This is a genomic window from Leptospira biflexa serovar Patoc strain 'Patoc 1 (Paris)' (assembly GCF_000017685.1).
In the GTDB taxonomy this organism is placed as follows: Bacteria; Spirochaetota; Leptospiria; order Leptospirales; family Leptospiraceae; genus Leptospira_A; species Leptospira_A biflexa.
This window is the reverse complement of the sequence record NC_010602.1, coordinates 576,548-602,092: the sequence shown is the minus strand read 5'-3', so window position 1 is coordinate 602,092 and position 25,545 is coordinate 576,548. Positions and strand designations below refer to the sequence as shown.

Here is a 25,545-nt window from a genome sequence, read left to right as displayed (position 1 = left end):
ATATGAGTGAAAAAGTATTCGTACTAGGCGGGGAACAAACCGACTTCCAAAGAAACTGGACCAAAGAAGGAAAAACCTTCATGTCCATGATGCGTGAAGTGTTAGATGATGCTCTTGAAAAAGTTGGCATCAGTTATGATGAAATCAAACGATTGAACAAAGAAAACAAAGTAGCTGTTTTCGTTGGTAACTTTGATGCAGAACAGTATGCGAACCAAGGTCACTTGGGTGCTTTTTTAACAGAAGTAAACCCTGCTCTTTTTGGTGTGCCTGGTGCACGTTACGAAGCAGCTTGTGCTTCTGGATCTGTTGCCCTTGATGCTGCCATCACACACATCCGTGCCGAAGATTATGATCTAGCGATCGTTCTAGGTGTGGAAGTGATGAAAACCGTTTCTTCTTCTGTGGGTGGTGACTTTCTTGGAACTGCTGCGTATTATGATAAAGAAGCGAAAGGGGTTCAATTTCCTTTCCCTAAACTTTTCGGAAAACTAGCAGATGTGATCTTAGAAAGATACGAACTGAAAGAAGAACGATTTATGGATGCACTTGCTGAAATTTCTCGTATCAATTACGCAAACGCAAAACGGAACCCAAAAGCTCAAACTCGCACTTGGTTCATGAACAAAGAACATGCAATGGCTCGTGGTGGTGCAAACAATATGGCAGTTGGTGGAAGGCTTTGTATCACTGACTGTTCCCAAGTCACAGACGGTGCTGCTGTTACCATCCTTGCTTCTAAAGACTACACCAAAGAATACGCTAAAAAAACAGGCCGTAAAATTGATGACATCCCTCGTGTGAAAGGATGGGGTCACCGAGTGGCGCCGATTACCTTTGAAGCAAAAAAACAAGAATCCGTTGGGGACAAATACATCCTTCCATGGACTCGCCAAACAGTAAAAGATGCTTACAAACGTGCTGACCTCGATGTAAAAAACATTGATGTGTTTGAAACACATGACTGTTTTACTTCTTCTGAGTATGCTGCGATTTCTGCTTTCGGAATCTCAGAACCAGGAAAAGAACACGTCGCGATCGAAGAAGGAACGATTGACTTCGGTGGTAAAAAACCAATCAATCCATCCGGCGGACTCATCGGTGTGGGTCACCCAGTAGGTGCATCCGGTGTTCGTATGATGCTTGACCTTTACAAACAAGTCACGAATACCGCAGGCGACTACCAAGTGAAAGGAGCAAAGAACGGTCTTATGCTCAACATTGGTGGATCTGCTACTACGAACTTCGTGTTCATCTTAGGAAAGTAATCCAGTGAATTCGCTGAATACAGAAAAATGGAATCGGATACTCGTCCGGTTCCTTCTCGCCTTTTCGTTTTGGGAAGCCGTATCCATCCCGGTTCGAATGTTGTTTTTTGCAAAGTTTTACTTTGACCCAACATTGAAGTCGATGTTTGTTCCCATAACAGATGTTTTTTGGCTTGGACCTGTGTTCAGCGATTTAACGTTCACACTTGCTTTTGGGTTTCTCTATGCATTGATGAAAGAGTTTCTACCCCAAGGCCTTGTGGGAGGATTTCTCGTGGGAATCTTGGTATCCATCATTGGATTTGTTTCTCCCATGTTATGGACCTTGTCCTTAACAAACTTTGCTCCTACACAACTCGTATGGGTATGGGTTGCTTATTATTCTCTTTTTACCATCTCCACTGCTGTGATCTATTCTGTGGGTTGGAAAGAGGATGAGGAATAAGGAATTGATTTTATTTTTCTGATCGAATGGAAAATAGAAATTCGTAGAAAAGATTTCAAAGGAAACGCTTAAAAAAAGACAATCGCAACAAACGAAATCCCTTCCATAAAACCTGGAATTCATCTTCAGGTTTTTTTATTTCCTTCGAATTTCCCCTACTAAATCTGTACCAGGCGCTATCGTATTAAACACAGTCCCATATTTTTTTATATTTTCATGTAACAGTCGCAGACGGTCATCTGTTTCTTCCGTATCGACGATGATCTGATAACGAATGGATTCCATTTTGGGAGGAACATCTTGTCTGATTCCATCCACTATGACTTGGATTCCTTTTAGCTGGAAATGGAGGATTGGCGTGACCCGTTCCACACCTTTGATGATGCAAGCGGAGAGAGCTGCCAGTAATAGTTCTGCCGGGTTGAACGCATTTGGATTCCCTGCCATATCAGTATCCAAACGAATTTCTGCTGACTTACAGACTGATGCACTTGCATGGGAATCGAGTCTTGTTGTCTCCACATGGAAACTCATCTTCGACTTGGTTTCTGGGTTCTGTGTTGCCATCAAATAATCCTTTAGATTGAATTAGATCCTTACTAAAACTGAAACCGAAAGGCAACGGAATCAAGCCTGTCCGCCACCTTGTCCAAATTGGAAATGGATTCTTCGATGGCCGCAACCGTATGTTGTTGTTCGCTTGCGGCGGCAGATAATTCTTCTACAATCGAAGAAGTATGAGTCAATTGGTTTTGGATTTTTTCCATATTGGAAAGAACACTTGTTGATTTTTCTTGCGTTCCTTCCGTCGAACTGCTAATTTTTTCGGAACTTTCTTTCGTAACAACAGAATTTGTTAGAATCTTTTCCATCTCTGTTTGCACTGTTTCAAATTCACTAGAACCAAGTTCCACTTCGCTCAATCCTTCTTCAATGTCTGTTACGGTTTGTAATATCTTTGATGTTAGTTCATTGATAAAAACTGAAATTTCTTTGGCAGATTTTTTCGATTGTTCCGCAAGAAGTCCAACCTCACCCGCAACAACCGCAAAACCCTTCCCTGCATCTCCAGCTCTAGCAGATTCAATTGATGCATTTAACGAAAGTAAGTTGGTTTTTTCAGAGATGGCGGCAATGGTTTCTGTAATTTTACGGATGGCTTTCGTTTTTTCTCCCAAATCTTTGATGGATTCAGAAGTTTTGAAAATTTGATTTTTGGCTTTAAAGAATTGAGCCATTGCTTTGTCCGAACGATTTTTTCCTTCCATAGCAATCTGGTGGGCAGTTGTTGATTCTAACTTAACAGCAATGGACTCGGATCGTATGCTTTGGATGAGGTGGTTGAGTGCATCCATTTGGTGGAAGATACTTTCAGAACTTTCGCGAGTGACATTACTAGAATCAGCGAGGGAATGCATCGCCAGTGATAATTCTTGGAACGCAACATGGATGTGTTCGACGGCTTTTGTGAGACCCTTAATTTGCGATTTGACGATCTCAGCGTTACCAATGAGTTGCGAAATCATCCCACGAAATTCAAATTGAGTTTTTTTAAGGAGATGTAAAACTTCCTCGTAATCACCACCATTTTCTAACTCTACATCGAATTTCAAATGACCTTTGTATAAGTTTTGTAGGTATTGGATGACCTTTAAAAAAGAATGTCTATTTTTTGCAATTTTCCAATACCCAAATAAAGAAGTGATAGTAAAAAGAACAAATCCAATTCCAAATAAGATGGGTTTTTGAGAATCGGGTAATTCAAAAACTTGGAGAGAAAAAAATCCAACTAACAAAAGTAAACTAACGATCGTTTGTATCAAATAAACGGTGCGAGAAGAAAGAGCAGATAAAAATTTTAGTTTAGAACTTTTTTGCCAGTTCCCGAGATTCATTTTTGCATATAATATTTCTGCGTTTTGGATTTGCTCCCTGGTTGCCTTTGTGCGAACCGACATATAACCGATGTGTTTTCCATCTTCGTAAATGGGAGATACATTGGCATCGACCCAATAAAAATCCCCATTTTTGCATCGATTTTTGACAAGGCCAACCCATGAGTTTTGGGCCTTCACTGTCTCCCAAAGGTCACGGAATGCTTCTTGTGGCATCTCTGGATGACGGATGAGGTTGTGAGGTTGTCCAATCAACTCTTCATTCGTATATCCACTAATTTTTAAGAAGTCTTCATTGACATAAGTGATGATCCCTTTCAAATCCGTTTTGGAAGTGATCTTTGTTCCTTCTTGGAATTCCACTTCATGATTGGTAATAGGAAGATTCTGGCGCATGGATGATTGGTTCCAGTATACAGTAGCTATAGAAAGTATTTAGGTAAAGCCCTTACGGAGCAAGTAAAATAGAATCAAACTAAGAATGATTCTTTTGCAATGACTTGACAATTGATTATTTTTCTTAAAATCACCTACAATATTCATCCGCCTTCATGTTTAAAACTATATTTTTACCACTCACAATTCGATTAGAAGCCTTCACTCATTTAGTTCCCGTTCCTTTTGCCATTTATATGGCTTCCATCACACAAGAATATAGCATAAGCGAATGGTTGTTATTTTTGGTTTTATGTGTCACAAGTGGCACCCTGATGGTGCTAGGAGGATGCCTCTGGAGGTATTTGGTCCTAAAAAAAATATCCAATCAATTTGAAAATCTTCAGAATGAAAAAACCAAGGATAGTTACACGATTGGAAGCAAAGCAAAGGCAAAAGAATTAAAACTATTTTTATACCGGTATCCTTTTTATGAAGGATTTATCATCATATTACGTTGGTTCGTTGGTGTTGGACTTATTTTTGTAATCTCTCCTTTCTTTGATCTCTACAGACCTACATTATGGACAACATTTCTCCTTTATATGGTGATGATCCCCCCCATTTCCTTTGTGGCTTATTACTTCATTACCGAAAATGCATTCCGTAATTTATTCAAACTTCCCTTGATTCGTCCCATAACCATCGAACCAAATGAAATCCCAAAATTTGATTATTTCAAAAGGATATTGATATCCTTTTTTGCTCTCGCAGCCCTACCCGTAACTGTTTTAGGATATATGCTCATTTCCAGTGCCAATGGGAACTTACATGTATCGAATCCTTCCTTACAAGTTCTCATCATTGGAATCATCTTTATTTTTCCTCTGGTATTTGTTGCCTATTTAGTAGCAAAGGCAGTGAGACAAGGATTAAGCGAAACAAGTCATATCTTGGACGAATTATCCAAAGGAAATTTTTCGGTCGTATCCATGCCATCCTCAGGTGATGATTTTGGACAACAATCGTTTCATCTCAATCGAGTCATCCAACAACTCAATACTATGTATACAGAAATTTTCACATTAAATGTTGGATTAGAAAGTAAAGTCAAAGAACGAACCATCGAATTAGAAAACTCACTCGATGAAGTGAAAAAATTAAAATTCCAACAAGATGGTGATTATTTTTTAACTCACCTACTCCTCAAACCTTTGGGAAAAAATCAAGTCAGCAGTGATGTTATATCCATTGAATTCCTCTTAAAACAAAAGAAAAAATTTGAATTTAAGGGAAAGGAATATGAAATCGGAGGTGATTTGAACATTGCCCATAATGTGATTTTACAAGGGAAAAAATTTTCTGTTTTTGTGAACTCAGACGCCATGGGAAAATCCATGCAAGGTGCCGGGGGTGCACTTGTGTTAGGTGCCGTTTTCCAATCAATCATCGAACGGACAAATTTATCCTCAAGTACTTTCAACCAATCTCCAGAACGATGGCTGAAAAATGCCTTCATTGAAATGCATAAAATTTTTGAAGGATTTGATGGGAGTATGCTCGTTTCACTTGTGATTGGTCTTATCGAAGAAGAAACTGGCTTTTTATATTTTATCAATGCAGAACACCCATGGCTCATTTTGTACAGAGATGAGAAGGCAAGTTTTTTAGAGAATGAACTCAGTTATCGAAAACTTGGAACCAAAGGATTAAATTCAGGAATTTTCATCAAAACCTTTCGTTTGTTGCCTGGTGATACCATTATCAGTGGTTCAGATGGACGTGATGATTTATTGCTCTTCAACGAACAGAGTGAAACGAACCAAAGGCAAATCAACCAAAATGAAAATTTAATCCTTTCTTACGTCGAACAAGGGAAAGGTGAGTTAGATCCAATATTTAAAGTACTCACGAGAAACGGAGAAATCACTGATGATTTATCTCTCATCAGAGTTTATTACAAAGGCAATGGAGAGATCGTTAAAAATCCTGGATTTTCCAAATCTTACCAAACTGCCAAAAAAATGGTGGAAGTTGGAAATATTGACGCAGCGATCGATTCCCTGCAAAAACAAATTTTGGCACAACCCATCACAAACAAACGATTTCACAAATTGCTAGCAAAACTACATTTCAAACGAAAAGAATACGTTGAGGCAACAGAACATGCAGAAGTGTATTTGGAAAGCCATCCTTATGATCTTAGTTTTATGGAACTTAGTTCCATCTTACTGCGAAAGGCAGGAAACATTGACCAAGCCATCGAAATCTCAGAACGCATACGATTAAGAGAGCCCAAGGCATTCAAAAATACATTCCATTTGATTCGTTTGTACCTTCACAAAGGGAATGAGGAGAGAGCAAAGGAAATTCTCAGTGAATGGGAATCATTCTTCCCTGGCGAAATCGAACGCACAAAAAAATGGAAACAAATTCTAAGATTAAAATTTCCGAATCTCTTGATTTAAAGATACTCTTATAGTATCGTTCCATGGTATCATGACCCGCGTGACTGCTATGAACAGAAAAACTTTATTTTGGGATCTAACCTTAAAACTAGAAGCTTTCACGCATACTGTACCCGTACCCTTTGCAGTATATTATGCCATCATCACCCAAAAGATGGAACCAAATCATTGGAAAATTTTTATCGCCTTATGTCTCGTATTTGCAACCGGGATTGGTTTACTCGGAACTTTCATCCGCCACTTATTACTCAAATACTTATTTGCCAAAATTGAGAAGATGAAACTTCCTTCGGACTTAAATTCGTCATTTACTTCCGAAGAAAAAGAATACGCAAAATCAGTAAAAATTCTATTATTTCGTTATCCATTAATCGAAGCAATCATCATCGTAATACGCTGGTTATCTGGTGTAATCCCTATCAGTTTATTGTTTTTTTATCTTGTAGAATACACGCCTTCAGTAGCACGATCTGCGATCTTTACATTTGTGATGATTGCTCCTATTTCGTTTGTTACCTATTACTTTATCAGTGAAAGTTCGATACGTAATTTATTTGACTTACCACAATTTAAGAATGTGGAACTGCAAGAAAAAGACATTCCAAAATTCAATTATTTCACAAGAATCTTGGTTGCATTTTTTAGTTTGGCAACTCTCCCCTTTGTTATCTTCTCTTATATATTGTATTCGTTGACGACTGGTGAGATTGCTGTTGAGGATCCGATGATCCCCATTGTCACGGTCTCTTTTATCTTTGTCATCCCACTCATTGTTTGTTCCTATGTTGTTGCCAAGTCAGTCAATGAAGGTTTGAATGAAACCAGTCGTTCTCTAGGGGAACTCGCAAAAGGAAATTTTGATGTCATCGTTACTCCCAAATCAAGTGATGACTTCGCCAAACAAGCATTTTATCTCAATTCTGTGATCGGCACTCTGAAAAACTTGTATGCTGAAATCCGAAACTTAAATGAAGGATTAGAGGAAAAAGTAACCTTAAGAACTGATGAGCTAAACAAAACACTCATGGACATCAGTAAATTGAAAGTCCAACAAGATGGAGATTATTTTTTAATTTACCAACTTCTGAATCCCTTTGCCATCAAAGATATCAATAGTAATAGTTTTTTTGTCGAACATTTCCTCCGTCAAAAAAAAGTCTTTGAATTTAAAAACCAGAGATACGAAATCGGTGGAGATATCAATATATCTCATACCATTTACTTGCAAGATAGAAAATTTTTATTGTTTGTGAATGCAGATGCCATGGGCAAATCAATGCAAGGTGCCGGGGGCGCTTTGGTTTTTGGATCCGTATTCCAATCCATTGTCCAAAGGACCAAAACCGATCCAGGATTTAAAAATGTAACTCCTGAAGATTGGTTACGATCGAATCTACAAGAACTCCAGCTGGTTTTTGAAACATTTGATGGAACCATGTTAGTTTCACTCACTATGGGTCTCATCGAAGAAGTGACAGGAAAACTATATTTTCTAAATGCAGAACATCCGATGATTGTTTTGTATCGAAATGACAAAGCAAATTATTTGTTTCCCATTATTTCCTATCGAAAACTGGGAACACTCGGTGCTTTTCCCATAAGCGAAGTCAATGAGTTTCAACTCCAATCAAAGGACATACTTTTCATCGGTTCTGACGGTAAGGATGATCTCCTAAGTAAAAACCAGGAAGGGGAATGGGAAGTGTTATCGGAAGATGAGAACTTTTTGGAAATTGTGGAAAATACAAAAGGAAATTTGGAATCCATTGTCAAAGAAGTGGATTCTCTTGGCCAATTCATCGACGATGTATCGATCATACGTATTTCTTTTGAATCGAATTGAACATCTTAAAAAATGATTCAAATCCTTCGACCGTTTCCCACTAAACTTCAATTTATTTCCCAATTGGTAAGGTTCGAACCGTCCAATACTTGGAAACATGAATGAACCATTCTAAACTCAAAACTCCCGTCAAAATGGGTTATGGATTTGCCGAAACTGGCATAACAGCCGTTCAACTTTTCACTCAGATTTATCTCCTCAAATTCTACACTGAAATTGTTGGTTTAAACGCAAGTTTGGCTGGTATTGCATTGTCCATTTCCGTGATTTGGGATGCAATCAGCGATCCACTGATGGGTAGGATTTCCGATCATACGAGGACAAGGTTTGGTAGAAGACGTCCTTATATTTTCATTGGTGGCATCTTATTATCCATTGCAGTTCTCCTACTCTTTTCCCCACCAGAAATTGCCTCACAATTAGGTAAGTTCATTTACCTACTCAGTGTTTATCTTTTAGTCAATACAGCAATGACCATTATCTCAGTTCCTCATATCGCACTCGGTGGTGAACTGAGCTTTGAACGAGATGAACGAACATCGGTATTTGGTTGGAGATTGTTTTTTAGTAATATCGGAATGTTAATCGGGATGATTGTTCCCGCAGCTATCTTACAATCACTAGGTGATGAAACGGCAAAAGAAAACATCATCACATCTCGCACTGTTGCCGGTGAAATTGTATCACTTGTGATTTTAGTCTCTTCCATTATCACTTTTTGGGTGACAAAAGGAAAAGACAAAATCCAAACTGATCGATCAAAACAACTTCCGTTCTTTATCTCATTTGGCTCTGTATTAAAAAACAAAATGTTTTTAGTTTTGTTATTTGCTTTTGTCATCGCAACCATCGGCAGAACCTTTAATTCCGCAATTGCACTCTATTATTATGAATACCGATTGGGTTTAAAAGAATCCCAAGTGGTCATCAATATCCTTTTGCCATTTTTTCTCGTGCTGATGTTATCCATTGGATTCTGGGTTTGGATCTCAAAAAAAATTGGGAAAAAAATCCCTGCATTCTTTGGAGTTTTTGGATTAGGACTCCTTACCGTCATAGTGTATCCTTTGTTTCCTTATGGTGAACTCAGGCCTCCTCTCATCGCTGCTTTTTTTGGAGGAATCTTTGCTGGTTCCATATTGATCATGGATTCCATTCTCACTGATGTGGTTGACTACGATGAATTCCAAACAGGCGAAAAGCGAGAGGGGTTATACTTTGGTATTTGGAAAATGGGTGTGAAATTCTCTCAAGCCTTCGGAATTGCCATCACAGGTTTTTTACTCGATATCATTGGATTTCAAAATGGAATGACAACACAAACACCAGAAGTTGGATTCAGACTGGCTCTCATCTTTGGACCTGGTGTGGGTTTTTTCTTTATTTTTGGTTCCATCATCTTTTTGTTTTTTCCATTAACGGATGCAAAACACATCCAAGTCCAACGAATCTTGACAAAAAGAACATTGAAAAAGGAAACTAGGTAAGTAAGATTTGAATCCCATGGTGCCAAAACAAAGACTTCAATTCCTAGCCTTCTTACTCATTTATTTTATTGTCCCATTCTCTGCCTGTTTCTTCACTTTAATCTTTGCCAACTATACTTCCACAGCCTTCTTACCTGAAAAATTTTTAATTCTTTTCGAAGCAACAAGAGTGACTCAAGACTTCACCTTATTTGCGTTAACCTGGGCACCATTTCCAATCATTACATTCATTTTATTTTTTTATAGTTTGCCTGTTGCCAATTATCTCTTCAAAAAAGACAAATGTAATTATCTATCGGAAGAGAAAGCTCGCCATCGAATTGTGCACTCTCCCATCATCATCAGTTTGTTTGGTTTTTTTGGTTGGGAACTTTCCACCATTTTATCAGTTTTACGCATTGATACTCTTTATCCGGAAGCACCACCACAAAGTATCTTGACTGTCACGATTTTGTTTGCATTTTGGGGACTTTTTTTGTTTGCCTTTTCTTATTCTGCAACCAATTTTCTCAATAAAAAATTGATCATTCCATGTGTGTTCCCTGATGGTGGACTTGGAAAATACGCAAAAGGAAAACAATTTTCCATTGTTACAAAACAAATTATTTTTTGGACAGCATCCACATTATTTCCTATCGTACTTTTGATTTTTGGATTATTGCTTAGGACAAATCAAAATCTATTCGATTTACACCAATTGGTTCATAACGATGTATTATTCGAAGTGATCGCAATTATGCTTTTCTTTTCTTTTATATTTTCAGTTACCTTTGCCATTAGTTTACAACATCCACTCAACAAAATTGAAGAAGCAACAGAACTCATCAAAGAACAAAAGTTTGATACAAGAGTCACTATCTTTAGTTCCGACGAACTGGGACTTCTCGGAGATGCTGTCAATGAAATGGCAGAAGGCCTTGCGGAAAGAGAAAGGATTAAGGATACTTTTGGGAGAATTGTAGATCCAAGAGTAAGGGATTACCTTCTCTCCAATGAACATAGTTTAGGTGGAAAAGTGGTTGATGCCACGATCCTCTTTTCGGACTTAAGGGATTTTACAAAACTATCAGAAAAAAGAACCCCTGAAGAAGTTTTGTATATCCTCAATCGGTACTTCCAAGAAATGAGTAATGCCATCGAAATCCATGGTGGATTTATTAACAAATTCATCGGAGATGCAATTTTGGCTGTTTTTGGAACACCAATGCCCATGACCGACCATGTGGATCGTGCCTTTCAAACTGCTCTTCAAATGCAAAAGAATTTAGACCTTCTCAACAAACAATTCTTAGGGGAAGGTTTAACCGAACTCAAAATGGGAATTGGGATCCATACTGGTAGTTTGCTTGTGGGAAACATTGGTTCCGCCAATCGTATGGAATTCACAGTCATTGGTGATACCGTGAACACTGCCTCAAGGGTCGAAGGACTTTGTAAGGGATTACAAAAAAATCTACTGATCACTGAAAACACGGCCAATCTATTACCTGATGTGATCCGATCTCGATTGCAGTCAGAAGGTGAATTTGAACTGAAAGGCAGAGAATCGAAAGAGAAAATTTATTCCTATCCTGTGGCCTTGGGTTAGGTCAAAAAAACCGAATAAAGGGTTGAATCCATTTTTGAAACGAGTCAAAATGGTGATTATGAGATTTGTTTTAAGTTTACTAGGATTCTGTATGTACTTCAGTTCCTGTAACGAGATCAAGTTGGTCAACGCGCAAGACATTTTGGATCTACTCAAAGATGATGGGTATTCAAATGCAAATTCAAACCAAGGATCTTCACAATCCAACTCCCCCAACTCATCCATCCAAAATGGAAATTCGCAAAACCTAAACGACTATGGGCTGACTGACTCTCCCACAGGAACCAATACCTTTGGCTCCACTGGGAGTACGGTCGGAAACCCACTCGGTTACTGAACCGAATCCCTCATTTTATAAATTCAAAAAAATCGTCTAGGAGTGGGCGAAAACAAGATCGGATCGTGACCTTAGCCACCTTTTCATTTTTGGGCCCATAATTCAGAATGATATCATTGGGATCCCGGATAAAGGAAAAGATTTTGTTGATCTGCATCTCAGCATGCCCATCTCGCACCTTCACAATGTATTCAAATTCATGTTCATTGGCATCCACTTCCCCAATCCCATAGGGAACGTAACATTTGATGAGACCAATCCCTCGGAGTTCCCCTGCCTCTTGGTTTTCAAATTCAATTTTGGAAAGTTCAGGGTCCAGTTTGTATTCCAACCATTGTTTTGCCTTGAGGAAACTCCTCGTTTTTTGGTAGGTTTTATGGTCCCTTGCATCCTCAGTGGTCCTCATTTTGGAAGAAACAATCCACATCTTCAAACACATTGAGTTCTGAAAGAACAGGAAAAAAAAGAATAATAACAATACTCGTTTCTGCATCATCTCTATGCTTCTTTCCCCTCGTTCGGTTCGCAAAACAAATCTTCACATAAATGGAAAATTTTCTCCTTATTCGGTTGGACCGGAAATGGAATTACGTTTTTTGGCAATGGATTTGTGTTCTGGTTTGTTTTTTTGATCTTATGTCTCTTGGACTCGATTCTATCTCTCACTTTATTATTTTCGGATTTGGCCTCCCTCATTCTAGAGTGCCCAAATAAAAATTGGATTGAATTTGTTCGGGCATCACTTTCAATCTTGAACATGCCCGATTTTGATCGTATTGATCTTATGAATTATGCCATGTATGGAAATGATTTTGATCCCCAATGGGATGAAATCCGCGCCTTTATCAAATCCAATGCTTCTGCCCAAAAAGAATTGGAGGAAATCAAACGCACCGTTCCAAGCCCCCACGTAGGGAAAAGACGCATGCCAAATGCTCCTTCCAGTGACCCGAGAGACATGAGTGGGGAGAACCCAAATGCGGAACCAAGAAAACCAAGCAGTGGGTCGCCCGACAAATCTTGGTGGCAAAAAATCTTAGGAGATTGAAATGGAAAATACCGTAGACCAAGTCAAAAAAAACGTTGAGAACATCAAAAAGTTTGTGACTCCGTTTTTTAATTTGGCTGTCAGCACAACTGTCTACGGTTACCATAACATCGTACCGACAGGCAAACTCATCCTCACTTGCAATCATAGAAGTGATATGGATCCCTTTGTGATTGGATCTGTATTCCCTAGGTTCATCTCTTGGATTGCGGCCGAATACACAACACGGATCCCTCTCTTCAAAGACTTAGTGGAAAAAACAGGAACCATTCCCATGGCCATTGATGGAAACATCTCCATGGCCAGCATCAAAAAGGTACAACAGGTTTTTAAGAATGGAGATGTGCTTGGGATTTTTCCTGAAGGGCATGACTACATGGTGCAAAATGATTTTTCTGCTCCTCTTGCCAATTTCCATTCGGGATTTGCTGCCTTTAGTTTACGTAACAAAGTTGACATTCTCCCAACCGTCATCATCCCCGAAGAAGAAACCATCACAGACTACCCGATTCCCCCACTGGTTCGTGCCTTTATGGGAATGCCAAAAGAAGTTTGTGATATCAAACGGCGCGTTGTTTACAAAAAAATCAATGTAGTGTTTGGAGAAGTGATCAAGTATGAAACCTTTGCTCACCTACCGCTTGACAAGGGTATGGTGGCCGTTTCCGAGGAAACCAAACGGCGAATGGGCGAATTACAAAAAGTTGATTACTTAAAAAAGTAACCAACTGTTGTTAAAGATTGCTTAAAGATATTTAAATCTCTACTTCTCCAGAGAACACTTCTTTGGCGGGGCCTGTCATAAAAACAGATCCATTTTCCTGCCATTCGATGTGAAGGGTTCCACCACGTAGATCAATTCGTACAGAACGTCCGGTTTTGCCATTGAGGATGGAGGCAACGGTCACAGCACAAGCTCCCGTTCCGCAAGCCAAGGTTTCGCCTGTTCCTCTTTCCCAAGTCCTTTGGTAAAGATGGTCTTTTCCTTTGATGGATACAAATTCAACATTCACGCGTCTCGGGAAGAATGGATGATTTTCAATGATGGGTCCAATTTCGCGCACTGGAAAATCATCGGCATCGTCTACATAAATCACACAATGTGGATTCCCCATACTAACGGCCGTAAAATGGTATTGTTTTCCTTGGACTTCAATCACTTGGTTGATGACTGGTTCGTCCCCTTTCCATACTATTGGAACAAGGGATGGTTTTAGGATGGGTTCTCCCATATCCACAGTCACCATTTCCACTTTTCCATTTGTGCCAGTTTTCAGATCTAAGGTGAGGACACCTTTTCCCGTTTCGATGGTTGGCTTTTGGTTTTTCGTAAGACCATGGTCATAGACAAATTTTCCCACGCAGCGTACGCCATTCCCACACATCTCAGAGGAACTTCCATCGGAGTTGTACATATCCATTTGGAATTCACCAGAGTTGGAATTTCGAATGAAAATCACACCATCACCGCCGATTCCAAAATTACGATCGGAAAGTTTTTGGATTTGTTCTGGACTGAGTCGGATATCGTTTTTCGTGGCATCAATGTACACGTAGTCATTGCCGATCCCTTCCATTTTGGTGAAATTGATTTTCATCGGTCCCTCTCTTTTCACTCTATGTTTTTTTTGCCCATGCTCTTGGCAAGCCGTATCAAGGATTTTTAGTTTGACCCTTGTTCTATACGATTAGACTGACAGAATCGAACATGAAATCTTGTATCCTTTGCCAATCTCCCCAGTCCAAAACCGTTTTTGATGAAAATGGCATTCCCATTTTGGAATGCCAAAATTGTGGTCATGTGTATTCTTCTTACGAACAAGAAGAACACTACGAAGGGTATTGGGACGGCGCAGAACAAACGTATGATTTGGAATGGTGGGACAACGCCCACAGAGCTGTGTATTCCGATTTTATAGGAACCTATCTGAACGAACCAAAAGGGAATCTTTTGGATGTGGGATGTGGGCTTGGTTTTTTTGTGAAAGCAGTGCTTACAAACAAACCAGGTTGGACGGCTGTGGGGTATGAGATTTCCAAACAAGCTGTCAAGTTTGCCAACGAACAAAACGGGATGAAAACTGTCTACGCAGGTCTTGTGCAAGATTCCAAACTACCCAAAGAAAGTTTCGATATCATCACGCTTTGGGATGTGATTGAACACATTCCAAAACCACATTCGTTACTCACCTACTTACATGGACTTCTCAAACCAGGTGGGGTATTATTTTTACAAACACCAAACTTCCCCATCCAATTGGCAAAAGCAAACCTCAAAGTCAAACTGAGAGGAATGAAGGAAGGGGTCCATTATTTGGAAGCCAAAGACCATGTGAACAATTACAAAATGTCCACCCTGGCAGAACTTGGCAAACAATGTGGATTCATAAAGCCAGAATACAAGGTGCTCATGCCCATTTTATCTGTCTCTGGAAGCAAAAGTAAATTTGCCGTTTACGTGAAGTTAGCTTATTATTTCTTCACCAAACTTGTGTTTACTCTCAGTTTCAAAACCATCAATTGGAACAATACTTTATTTTTGACGCTGAAAAAGCCATAACCTAGCAAAGTTTAGACCTGAAAGGATATTGGGAGCTTTCCAGATACTCACTGGATGTGGACTTGCGGTTTTGTCAGTGGGTGAATTCAGAGGATTGCTACATTCTTTCACTTCATCTCCCTTTCCCCACATCTCGGGAACATGAATGCATGAAATCCCATGAGAGCTTGCACCGATGATATCATCTTCCCAATTATCACCTAGTAAAATACAATCGGATGGATCTTCCTTTGTTTTCTCCATCACATACTGGAAAAATTCTTTTGAAGGTTTTTCAAAACCTACTTCTTCAGATGTGATGAGGGTGAACCGAAAATCAGCAGGCAAAAAACCTTGCACCTTCAATAATTGTGTGCGAAGGGTTTCATTTGTTGTTAGATAAATCGGAAATTCTTGGGAGAGAGAGACTAACTTCGGAAATAATGAGGTTTGGTATTCATCCTTATTTTTTTCCTCTTTATAGAAACTGAGAAAGTGAAAAAAATATCGTTCCTCCATCCAAAAGATCTCTGTGATGTCTTGGGTTTGGAAGCCATTTTCCATGTTTGCTTCAAGTTTTGGATCTTCTAAACTTGCTACGTTTAAAGAAGAGTTTTTTTTGAAATTTGATCGTAACATCTCAAACATCAACTTAAAACATAACAACCGCAAACGATTGGAACTATGGTGTTTCAATTGGGATTTAACTTGTTTTCTAGCTGATTCGTATAACTCAAGAAAATCATCACCTAACTTACGTTCCTTCCAGTCTATGGCACATTGTTTGAGGGCATAATCATAAGCGCCTTTGGAAGGTAAAATGGTGTTGTCTAAGTCTAAAAATAATGCCATAACGGAAAGGGAAACCGAATCAATTCCATCTGTCAACGGTTTGGTAAGGATTTATGGCTTGTCTTAAAGACAAAGGTATATACGATTTAAGATCATGATTTCCCTTGCTTCCATATTATCTGCTTTGTTTCTCATTTTGGGTTCTATCCTTTTGGGATATGGAATTCTAACAGACGGCGATCCCATGTATTCCAAATCGTTAGGAATGAATCTCAATGTAATTTGGGGGAGTGTTGTGTTTTGTGTGGGAGGATTGTTTGGATTGGGGAATTGGCTTTCCAACCAAATCCCCAAAAAGGAAAAACGTTAAACGGTTACTTTTTCTAAAACAAGCGATAAAAAGGGAATTAGAGATTCCAATAAATCTGGAAGTTCGTATTCCAAAATATCACCCGCATACACAATGTCATTTTTTTCCATCGCCGAAGCAATGTTCGAAAGAGTCGTATTCAGTTCCCCAATCAAATCAGAAAGTTTTTTGTCCTCAAACGACAGTTCTTGCCAGTTTAGTTCTGTGTGACGAGTTTGGATGGAGGCAAGCGCTGACATAAGCCCTGTGAGGCGACCCACAGCTTCATTCAATATCTCAGATGCCAAATGATCCTTTCCTGATTGGAAATTTTCGTTTACCAACATAAAGTCTTTGATCACTTTATCTTTTTCTTTTACAAATCGAGAGATGATTTCAACGAGTTCAGATTCATCAAGTCGCATCACGGCAAGCCTTGTGCTTAGGTCCATTAAAAACAATTTCACATCGCGAAGGTCTTCTAAAAATACTTCAATTGTTTTTGTGGAATCGAGAATGATTGATCCGTTTTGTAAAGATTCAAGAATCTCTTCGACGTTTTTCCCTTTCCCCATTGGTTGGATGAGATTTAGGTTTAAGTTCAAAAGTTTGGTTGTGGTACGAATCATCGAGATGATCCATGGGATTCCTTCTTTCAGATCTTCTGCTTCTTTTTCAGTTAAGGAATCGCGACCAACAAGAGTGGAACCTACTTTGTCTACGTAATTGTCAACTTCGACTAAACTATCTTCGATGACATCCAGTTCTTCACCCACAAATAAATCCAATCGTTCTGTTTCATCAATGCCAACATGGTCAAGTTCAGAGCGGCTTCGTTCCATTCCATTGACGGTAAAATGACGTAAGTATTTTCCGTTGGACTCAATCCATTTTTGAATTTCATCCAACACTTGGCCGAGGTTGGTTTCACCATCCAATTTAGTATCTAATTGTTGTTTGTTGATAAAAATATTCATCATTCCCCACCGTTCCCTCTAAACATATTATTTTGTAAGTAATTTCCAACTGATTTGTTTTTCCCTACACCTTGTTCCATGTAGAGAAATCGTTGTTTTAATTTTGCTTCAAAACTAATGAGATGTGACTCATGTTCTTTGATTTTTTTATTATTCCCTGCGACACTTTCTTCTAAAAGTTTTACCTTACTTGTAACAATCCCAGATGCATATTGGTTATAAGGTTTTAATATTTCCAGAAGCCGAATCCCAACACCTTCTTCCATCTTAGCATCGTTATTCGGATCGGATGCAAATAAATCTCTCACTCCATCTGGATTCTCAGACAAAACAGCGATGAGTTTTTCTTGGTCAATTTGTAAGAGGCCATCTTGGATTTTTTCCCAATTGGATCCGACGGCTCCTGTGGAAATCCCAATGTCTGTTAGGACTCGGAATCCATTTTCTTTGGTTGCTGGGTAATAAGAATTAGCAGTTGTTTTTAATGAAGCAATGAGTCGTAAAATTGAGTTTTCACCTGCAAGAAGTCCTGATTTGGATTTGTTATCCCAGAAGTCTCTTGAGATATCTGCGGCCTTGGAATCATCACTTTCTTTTTTATCAGAAATTTTTCCATTTTTTTCAACAGAAGTCACTTCTTTTGAAAACTTCATGAGTTCATTATAAGCATCCACCCATTCTTTGATGAGGGCAGAACCTTTGGCATGGTCCACATGGATTTTTAAGGTAACAGGTTCTTCTGTCACCTTATGGACATTAAATGAAATTCCTTCCAATACATCGGCGATCCCATCGTTTGTTTCACGAGTGATCTCAACACCATCAATTTTGATTTTTAGATCTTTTGCTTCTTGCAAAACTTTTACTGGTTCCGCAGTACCGGGAGCCTGTGGTGTGATGAGTGTCACTGATTTGATTTGGATGGGAGTTGTGGCCGCATTGGAGACGATGATAGCGGTAAGATTTTTATCACTCGCAAAATCGCCAGCTTGGAAACTATACTTTGAATCCGTTTTATTAATAGGAAGGAATTTGTTCCGGGCACTTCCTTCTTTTTCAAAACTCATCCCGAGTTCCATCACCGCAGGAGCTTCCCCCTCGACTACAACTTCAAAGTAAGCACGTTCTTTGATCTCAGTCACAGCAATTGGAATCGAATACGCAGTGTCTGGTTTTAAAACAATCCCTTCTTCGGTTTGGATGAGTTTATCCGTTTCCACTTCCGATTTTTTAAATTTGGTTGGGTCCCAGGCTTTTGCTTTGGTTCCATCCAACGAAAGGTTTTGTTCGGTATCTTCCTCTGTCGCTTTGTTCTCACCCACAAGGCCAGCCAATTTCAAAATCCCATTGGGGTCTGAAAATTGGAGTTCATTTTTTTTACCAGTTTTAACAGAAGTTAAGGTGATGATGGAGGAATCTTTGTCAATTTTAATGATCGATGCTTCTACAATCGTCCCAGCCATATTTTTGATCGCACTGGAGAGATCCGAAAGCCCACCACCAGGGAAAGTGACTGTTTCTTTGGATTTACCAGAATATACGGTAAAACTGCCTTCAGGGAGTCGGATGTCTGTATCAATTTCTACACCAGATAACTGGTGTTTACTTGCCATTTGTATGATTTCGAGTGATTTATTACCTGATTTGGCAGCACGGGATGCTTCTCCGGTAATGACACCCTCAACGGATGAGGATACGGATTTTGTGGCAAAAGGAGCGGTAAAGGAAACAAGGGCCCTTGTTTTGGTTTGTAAATTGGTTGTGAGATTTTTCACCTCACCCCAAATCTGAATCTGCATTTTGGCATACTCATTTTCGGTTTCCCAACGTTTGATGGGCCGGCGTTCCAAATCGACCAGTTTTTTTACGATATCGTTTGTGTTTTGCCCAGTCATCAGACCCGGCATGGTGTATGCTGGCATATCGTCCCAAATCCCTCTGAATCTAATGTCGTCGAATTCTACAAAAGGATTAGGAATTTACAGAATTTTTTCCTTCCCAAATCCTAGAATTATGACTGCTAGCCCTACAGAAAAAATAGAACTGGGGAACCAAAATATCTTCTTCGACCGAGAACTTTCCTGGGTCGACTTCAACTACCGAGTACTCGAAGAATCCTTTGATAAGGAAAACCCTCTTTTAGAACGCCTTAAATTTTTATGCATCACAGAATCCAATTTGGATGAGTTTTTTATGGTGCGAGTGGCGGGACTTCTCAATTTAAAGAATGCTGGAATCGAAGAAAAGAGTCTCAATGGAAAACGAACTTCTGAAACCATTGCAGAACTTTACTCCAAAGTCAGTCAATTTGTCCAAAAACAATACGAGTCATTGGATGAGATCTTAATCGAACTCAAAGAAAACAAAATTGTAGTCGTGCAAGACCCAAGTGAACTTGCCGGTGATGATATCCAGTTCGTAAAAAATTATTATAAACGTGAAGTTTCGTCCATACTCACTCCCCTTGCGATTGATCCATCTCACCCTTTCCCACATATTCTCAATCGAACTCTGAACCTTGGCATCACTTTGTATTCTGATGATGATAAAAACAAAATCAAAGAACTCTTTGCCATCGTTCAGGTACCTAGTGTGTTACCAAGATTTTTACAATTACCTCCAAACAAAGAAAGTGACAAAAGACGATATTTCCCACTAGAAGAAATCATCAAACTGCATTTAGGTGATTTGTTCTACGGAATGAATGTGAAACAAATCCATACATTCAAAATTGTGCGCGATGCGGATATCTCCATCAACGAAGAACAAAACATTGGTGACCTTCTCACTACAATGAAGAATGAATTAAAAAACAGAATGTGGGGAGATGCAGTAAGACTCGATGTACACTCTGGGGCAGGCCACATCAAAGAACTACTTCGTGATTTGTTAGAACTCGAAGAATACCAAGTGATGGAAATCCCCACATTACTTAGTTTAAATGATATGATGTTTTTCCAAGGACTGGAAAAAACAAGCCACTTAAAGTATTCGTATCCAGTACCTAAATCTGGATTTGCAGCCAAAAAAAGTGAGTCTATCTTCTCAGAGATTCGAAAGAACGATCATCTCCTACACCATCCATATGAAAGTTTTAAATCCATTGAGGATATGTTAAAGATTGCAAGCCAAGATCCAAAAGTCCTTGCGATCAAAATGACATTGTATAGAACTTCCGGAGATTCACCCATCATACAATACTTAGGTGAAGCTGCAGAAAATGGCAAACAAGTAACAGTTCTTGTCGAGCTCAAAGCAAGGTTCGATGAAGAGCGGAATATCCGTTGGGCTAAAAAACTAGAAGATAGTGGTGTGCATGTCGTTTATGGTGTGGTTGGTCTCAAAATTCACTGCAAGATGTTACTCATTGTGAGACGAGAAGAGGACAAACTGAATCGGTACGTCCACCTTGGCACGGGAAACTACAATTCCACCACTGCAAGGTATTACACGGACATCAGCTTGTTTACAGCAAATCCGGAAATCACAGAAGATGTTGCCATTCTCTTTAATACGATTACGAGTTCTGGCAAAATGCCAAGGTTGTCCAAAATTTACGCGGCTCCTACGTTTTTAAAAGAAGAGTTTTTAGGACTCATCCAAAGGGAAACAGAGAACGCCAAATCTGGGAAACAAGCACGTGTGATCTTTAAAATGAACTCACTTGTGGATCCAGACGTGATCCTCAAACTCTACGAAGCATCTCAGGCAGGTGTGAAAATTGACCTAATCATTAGAGGAATTTGTTGTTTGCGCCCAGGAATTCCAGGCGTTTCTGATCGTATCAATGTTCGTTCGATTGTGGGAAGGTATTTAGAACACTCAAGGATTTATAGTTTCGAAAATGGTGGAAAACCAGAGGTGTATCTAGCATCGGCAGATTGTATGCCAAGAAACTTTCTTCGCCGAATTGAAGTTATGTTCCCAATCTTACAAGATAAACATAAAAAACGAATCGCAAAAATATTGGAACTACTCCTTCGAGACAATACGCAGGCACGTGTGTTGGAATCGGATGGATCTTATACAAGGCTCGCACCAGGTGATGATGATCCTGCTGTGAATGCACAAATTGACATGGTTGATATCTAAAGGAACCAAAATGGATTTTACAAAAACAAAAACAGAACTAGGGTTACTCATTGGAGAAAAAAAAGTCATCCAAAAAAAAGATGGAACGATGGATGATGCTTTGTTTGATTCTTATGGAACAGACAGGACCAAAGTATACCCACCCAATTATCAAATTCTAGTATTCCCTGAAACCACAGACGATGTGGCCTCCATCGTTTCTTATGCTTATAAAAATGGAATTTCCATCGTTCCTTCTGGTGGTAGAACAGGGTATGCTGGTGGCGCCGTTGCCAAAAATGATGAAATTGTCATTTCTTTGAACAAAATGAACCAAGTTTTAGATTTTGATCCCTTCCTTGGCACCTTACACATCCAAGCTGGTATGATCACAAAAAACTTACACAAAGAAGCAGAAGAGAGAGGATTTTATTTTCCCGTTGATTTTGCTGCCACTGGATCGAGCCATATTGGAGGAAACATAGCCACCAATGCAGGTGGAGTTCGTGTGGTACGGTATGGCCTCATCCGAGATTGGGTCTTAGGTCTCACCGTTGTGACAGGAAAAGGAGAAGTGTTTCGCTTCAACGGTGAAATCCTGAAAAACAATACAGGTTATGATTTAAAACATTTGTTTATTGGATCGGAAGGAACACTTGGGATCATCACAGAAGCGGTTGTCAAACTCACAAAACCACCAAAAGACATCCGTGTGATATTTTTAGCAGTACCTGAATACAAAAACATTTTAGAAATCTTTCGTGAAACACATAACTTTGATTTACCTCTGCTTGCATTTGAATTTTTGACTGATTATTGTTTGGATAAAGTAAAAGAACACTTAGGAGTCCCGGATCCATTCCAAGCACCGAGCAAGTATTATGTGCTCATGGAATTTGAAGTGAGTGGAGAATCTGACGAGGAAAAACTCTATTCGATTTTGGAATCCATTACAGAAAAGGAACTCATCACAGATGGTTCTATCGCACAAAACTCAAGGCAAAATGAAACCTTTTGGAAGTACCGCGAAGGGATTTCGGAATCACTCTCTCTCGCCTATACCGTTCATAAAAATGATATCTCCCTCCCCCTTCGCAATATGGAGGCATTTTTAGATGAGATGACTACCCTTCTCACAAACAAATACCAAGGATTTTCCATTGCCCTCTTTGGGCATATTGGGGACGGGAACCTCCACCTCAATATCGTAAAACCGAAAGAACTCTCGGATGCCGACTTTTTCCAACAATGCAAACAAGTGGACCCAGATATGTTCCAACTCATCCAAAAATTCAAAGGTTCCATCTCCGCAGAACATGGAATTGGTCTTTTGAAAAAGGATTATCTTGGATTCTCTCGTTCCGCCTCGGAATTGGACACGATGCGAGCCATCAAACTGGCCTTTGACCCCAAGGGGATTCTCAATCCCGGCAAAGTGCTTTGATTCAAGACAATCCGTTGGTCCTTCTAAATTTTTTGGTCGATCTGCTTAAAATATAGGCAATGGCCAAAAAAATGCTAGATTTTAATCAGAGACCGTCTAAACTGTAACTATGTTCAGAAAGATCATGAAAATCGCGGGAGTCACACTCCTCACATTCTCTCTGGGCAGTGCTTTCCTTTCGGAAGAAAATGTTCTCATCCGCACTCGAGGGGCCAAATCCAATCGAGTGTCGGGCAAATCGCAACTTTCTGGTTCTCATTTGCTTTCTTCTCAAAAATCCACTTCAGAAGAAGGGACTGGCACAAAAGATTTAGAAGACATCGTCACTTGGAATGGAAAAGGAGTCACAGAGGTTTGGGTTTCTTCCCTCACTTCTAGTTTGAAGGATGCCACTCAGTGGAATTCTCACCTGCTTTCCCACCAATATTTAAATCTACCTCCACCCGTATAACTCCTCTCTACCGCTTTACCTGTGTCCCGTTAGGGGCACAGGATGTTTTTATATTTATTTCCAATAGAATTGTTTCTCATTTGCCAAAACTTTCCAGACTGTACCAGAGTGTTTTCTCTCTCTGGGCAGTCTTTTTTTTGCACTTCCCCTCGTCTTACATCCTAGAATTTGTACAAATTGTATATTTTGTTAGTATATACGAATAATAAATCGTGATTTAAAGATTGAGTACAGAAGGAAATGGAAATTTGTGGATAATATGACGGGGACCTGGTCAAACAAACTGATTGCACTACTACTGGTAGCAACCATAGGATTCCCTTTTGACAACACATCGGAAGCAGTTTCAGAATATTTCGAAGCAAACCTCCACCAAATCAAAAAATCGTTTTCTAAATCTCTTGAAGCCCTTGAGACGACAGATGACGCGGCCATTGATCTCCCACAGATCACATCCATTGACGACAATGCTACCTTAGGTCGTTCTCGAGCTGATTTTTTAGATTTCTTCACTGACTATAAAAGTCATGAGATTTCAGAAGAATTAATCGTTACGTATATCGATTTACTTTCTATCGGGATCAATCGTCCCAACCTTCTCTCCTCCCTTTTACTCAACATTCCACCTCCAATTTCTCTCGTTTAAACCTTTTTCGGCATCTAGAATCCGGAAGTATAAGCTCACCTAACAAGGTAGAGGTATACCCATATTCGATGCACCCTTATGTTTTTTAAAATTTGGTAACTTATGAACGTTTATTATAAAATGGGTATCTACCTATCACTTCTCTTTGTGACTTCGATTCTATCGGAAGAAACAAAAATGGCCCAAGCAAGTGAGGCACTGAGGAGACAATTAACGGATGAAAATCCAAGGACATCTCTCGGATCCAGTTTGTATCCAGATGACCAAAAGTTTTCTAAAGACATCGATTTGGAAACCGCCGAAACATTATTATGGAAGAACAACTTACTTCTCATCGCTTCACGATTCCAAATTGATGTTAAAAAAGCTGGTATCTTACAAGCAGGGTTATACGCAAACCCAAACATCGCCATCGACCAGAGTATTTTTGCGGAACCGACGCAGAGGTATTTTGATACGACAAGGTCCGGTCAATCTGTAATCCAAGTACAACAAGTCTTTTTGTTAGGCGGAAAAATCGATAAACGAGTCAAAGTAGCCGAACTAAATGCAAAAATCTCCGAACAAGAATTTTATGATTTAACGAGAGCTCTCATCACAAAACTCCGAAGAACATTTTATACAATCTACTTTTATAAAAAGGCTGTTGTATTTTATGACCAAAGTATTGCATCTATTGAAAAAACTGTAGAATCGTCTGAACTTGCTTATAAAAGAAGGGCATTACTACAGGCAGAACACCTTCGCTTAAAAGCCCTTCTCTTCTTCCTAAAAAAAGAAAGAGAAGATTTGGCTATCAAGGTATATGAAAAAGAAGCCGAACTTAAAATTTTGTTAAACGATGATGCCTATCGAGATGCACGTGTTGAATTTGCTCCCAAAATCAATGAAAAACAATTGGACTCGATTGTTCCAAATAATGTGAAACTGGAAGAACTCGTCGAAATAGCACGTGAAAACAGACCTGACTTAAAAAAAGCCTTACAAACATTACGTTATGAAGAAGCGAATCTAGAACTACAATATGCTAATGCGATTCCTGATTTATCATTTGGTCCTGTATACAACAGGGGTGGAACTGCGTTTCAAAATTATTGGGGTGTCACTGCTCAATTAACGGTCCCTTTATTTGATCGTAACCAAGGGAATATCCAAGCAGCTGAAAAAGCAATTTTGGTTCGAAAACAAGAATTAAAGAATAATATCTTGGAAGTAGAAAATGAGGTAGCAGTTGCTTACCAATCCGCACGTATCAAAGATGCTTTATACAAACGATTCATAGATGCATATATTAAAGATTATAGTAGTTTATCTTTAGATATGATTATGAGTTATGAAAAGAAATACATCACCATCTTAGAGTTTGCCGACTTCTTTGAAACCTATCGCTCCAGTGTAGTGGAAATGTTAAAACTCCAAACGGATCGAATGGAAGCCATTGAAAATGTAAATTATGCCGTTGGTAAGGGAATCTTTATCCCTAAATCCGAAAACCAAACTACTCCAAAATCCGAGGAATAAA

The 25,545-nt window shown here is 39.2% G+C and carries 23 protein-coding genes; 16 read left to right on the top strand and 7 right to left on the bottom strand.

The window, feature by feature from the left end; translation table 11 throughout:
• The first annotated feature begins 2 nt into the window (after window positions 1–2).
• A complete protein-coding gene (locus LEPBI_RS02940; protein WP_012387622.1) occupies window positions 3–1,268 on the top strand; it encodes an acetyl-CoA acetyltransferase in 1,266 nt (421 codons plus the stop codon).
• A gap of 4 nt (window positions 1,269–1,272) precedes the next feature.
• Window positions 1,273–1,713 (top strand): hypothetical protein, encoded by a 441-nt coding sequence (locus LEPBI_RS02935; RefSeq protein WP_012387621.1) that lies wholly within the window; start codon window positions 1,273–1,275, stop codon window positions 1,711–1,713.
• Between the two features lie 135 nt (window positions 1,714–1,848).
• On the opposite strand, the gene LEPBI_RS02930 is transcribed toward LEPBI_RS02935, so the two are convergent.
• Both LEPBI_RS02930 and LEPBI_RS02925 read right to left on the bottom strand, forming a co-directional pair.
• Complete coding sequence (locus tag LEPBI_RS02930) at window positions 1,849–2,280, bottom strand: OsmC family protein (RefSeq protein WP_012476134.1); 432 nt, start codon at window positions 2,278–2,280, stop codon at window positions 1,849–1,851.
• Between the two features lie 32 nt (window positions 2,281–2,312).
• Window positions 2,313–4,004: a methyl-accepting chemotaxis protein gene (locus LEPBI_RS02925; RefSeq protein ID WP_012387619.1), complete on the bottom strand. Its 1,692-nt coding sequence runs from the start codon at window positions 4,002–4,004 to the stop codon at window positions 2,313–2,315.
• A gap of 155 nt (window positions 4,005–4,159) precedes the next feature.
• Here LEPBI_RS02925 and LEPBI_RS02920 point away from each other — a divergent pair, with 155 nt between their 5' ends.
• The 5 genes from LEPBI_RS02920 to LEPBI_RS02900 all read left to right on the top strand — a co-directional run bounded on the left by LEPBI_RS02920 (window position 4,160) and on the right by LEPBI_RS02900 (window position 11,706).
• Window positions 4,160–6,451, top strand: coding sequence for a SpoIIE family protein phosphatase (locus LEPBI_RS02920; RefSeq protein WP_012387618.1), 2,292 nt, complete (start codon window positions 4,160–4,162; stop codon window positions 6,449–6,451).
• 49 nt (window positions 6,452–6,500) lie between these two features.
• On the top strand, window positions 6,501–8,294 hold the full coding sequence (locus LEPBI_RS02915) for a SpoIIE family protein phosphatase (protein WP_041769615.1): 1,794 nt from the start codon (window positions 6,501–6,503) through the stop codon (window positions 8,292–8,294).
• A gap of 101 nt (window positions 8,295–8,395) precedes the next feature.
• Window positions 8,396–9,781 (top strand): MFS transporter, encoded by a 1,386-nt coding sequence (locus LEPBI_RS02910; RefSeq protein ID WP_012387616.1) that lies wholly within the window; start codon window positions 8,396–8,398, stop codon window positions 9,779–9,781.
• A 16-nt stretch (window positions 9,782–9,797) separates the two neighbouring features.
• Complete coding sequence (locus LEPBI_RS02905) at window positions 9,798–11,369, top strand: adenylate/guanylate cyclase domain-containing protein (protein ID WP_041769613.1); 1,572 nt, start codon at window positions 9,798–9,800, stop codon at window positions 11,367–11,369.
• Window positions 11,370–11,403: 34 nt separating this feature from the next.
• Window positions 11,404–11,706 carry a hypothetical protein gene (locus LEPBI_RS02900; protein ID WP_226992868.1) on the top strand — a complete coding sequence of 101 codons (303 nt, stop codon included), beginning with the start codon at window positions 11,404–11,406 and terminating at the stop codon, window positions 11,704–11,706.
• Between the two features lie 10 nt (window positions 11,707–11,716).
• Here LEPBI_RS02900 and LEPBI_RS02895 read toward each other — a convergent pair whose 3' ends face one another.
• Window positions 11,717–12,202 (bottom strand): DUF4468 domain-containing protein, encoded by a 486-nt coding sequence (locus tag LEPBI_RS02895; RefSeq protein WP_012476133.1) that lies wholly within the window; start codon window positions 12,200–12,202, stop codon window positions 11,717–11,719.
• Between the two features lie 261 nt (window positions 12,203–12,463).
• On the opposite strand from LEPBI_RS02895, the gene LEPBI_RS02885 reads away from it, so the two are divergent.
• The gene (locus LEPBI_RS02885; RefSeq protein ID WP_012476132.1) at window positions 12,464–12,754 is read left to right on the top strand and encodes a hypothetical protein; all 291 of its coding nucleotides are present in this window, start codon (window positions 12,464–12,466) and stop codon (window positions 12,752–12,754) included.
• A 1-nt stretch (window position 12,755) separates the two neighbouring features.
• Window positions 12,756–13,478 carry a lysophospholipid acyltransferase family protein gene (locus tag LEPBI_RS02880; protein ID WP_012387611.1) on the top strand — a complete coding sequence of 241 codons (723 nt, stop codon included), beginning with the start codon at window positions 12,756–12,758 and terminating at the stop codon, window positions 13,476–13,478.
• 31 nt (window positions 13,479–13,509) lie between these two features.
• On the opposite strand, the gene dapF is transcribed toward LEPBI_RS02880, so the two are convergent.
• On the bottom strand, window positions 13,510–14,352 hold the full coding sequence (gene dapF, locus LEPBI_RS02875; protein ID WP_012476131.1) for a diaminopimelate epimerase: 843 nt from the start codon (window positions 14,350–14,352) through the stop codon (window positions 13,510–13,512).
• Window positions 14,353–14,462: 110 nt separating this feature from the next.
• Between dapF and LEPBI_RS02870 the strand changes: the two genes are divergently transcribed.
• Window positions 14,463–15,314, top strand: a complete 852-nt coding sequence (locus LEPBI_RS02870) for a class I SAM-dependent methyltransferase (protein WP_012387609.1) — start codon at window positions 14,463–14,465, stop codon at window positions 15,312–15,314.
• On the opposite strand, the gene LEPBI_RS02865 is transcribed toward LEPBI_RS02870, so the two are convergent.
• Window positions 15,288–16,145, bottom strand: a complete 858-nt coding sequence (locus LEPBI_RS02865) for an HAD family hydrolase (RefSeq protein WP_012387608.1) — start codon at window positions 16,143–16,145, stop codon at window positions 15,288–15,290. The genes LEPBI_RS02870 and LEPBI_RS02865 overlap by 27 nt on opposite strands.
• A 94-nt stretch (window positions 16,146–16,239) precedes the next feature.
• Here LEPBI_RS02865 and LEPBI_RS02860 point away from each other — a divergent pair, with 94 nt between their 5' ends.
• The gene (locus tag LEPBI_RS02860; RefSeq protein ID WP_012387607.1) at window positions 16,240–16,455 is read left to right on the top strand and encodes a hypothetical protein; all 216 of its coding nucleotides are present in this window, start codon (window positions 16,240–16,242) and stop codon (window positions 16,453–16,455) included.
• Here the strand turns inward: LEPBI_RS02860 and LEPBI_RS02855 are convergent.
• Window positions 16,452–17,414: a hypothetical protein gene (locus LEPBI_RS02855; RefSeq protein WP_012387606.1), complete on the bottom strand. Its 963-nt coding sequence runs from the start codon at window positions 17,412–17,414 to the stop codon at window positions 16,452–16,454. The two genes, LEPBI_RS02860 and LEPBI_RS02855, sit on opposite strands and share 4 nt — an antisense overlap.
• Entirely contained in the window at window positions 17,411–19,333 is a 1,923-nt protein-coding gene (gene fliD / locus LEPBI_RS02850; protein WP_012387605.1) for a flagellar filament capping protein FliD, read from the bottom strand. The genes LEPBI_RS02855 and fliD overlap by 4 nt, the downstream gene beginning before the upstream one ends.
• 25 nt (window positions 19,334–19,358) lie before the next feature.
• Here fliD and ppk1 point away from each other — a divergent pair, with 25 nt between their 5' ends.
• From ppk1 to LEPBI_RS02825, 5 genes are all read left to right on the top strand, one after another.
• A complete protein-coding gene (ppk1, locus tag LEPBI_RS02845) occupies window positions 19,359–21,503 on the top strand; it encodes a polyphosphate kinase 1 (protein ID WP_012387604.1) in 2,145 nt (714 codons plus the stop codon).
• A gap of 10 nt (window positions 21,504–21,513) precedes the next feature.
• Window positions 21,514–22,926, top strand: coding sequence for an FAD-binding oxidoreductase (locus LEPBI_RS02840; RefSeq protein ID WP_012387603.1), 1,413 nt, complete (start codon window positions 21,514–21,516; stop codon window positions 22,924–22,926).
• Between the two features lie 124 nt (window positions 22,927–23,050).
• Window positions 23,051–23,377, top strand: coding sequence for a hypothetical protein (locus LEPBI_RS02835; protein ID WP_226992866.1), 327 nt, complete (start codon window positions 23,051–23,053; stop codon window positions 23,375–23,377).
• A gap of 259 nt (window positions 23,378–23,636) precedes the next feature.
• On the top strand, window positions 23,637–24,023 hold the full coding sequence (locus LEPBI_RS02830) for a hypothetical protein (protein WP_012387601.1): 387 nt from the start codon (window positions 23,637–23,639) through the stop codon (window positions 24,021–24,023).
• A gap of 102 nt (window positions 24,024–24,125) precedes the next feature.
• Window positions 24,126–25,544, top strand: coding sequence for a TolC family protein (locus tag LEPBI_RS02825; RefSeq protein ID WP_012387600.1), 1,419 nt, complete (start codon window positions 24,126–24,128; stop codon window positions 25,542–25,544).
• Window position 25,545 lies beyond the last annotated feature (1 nt).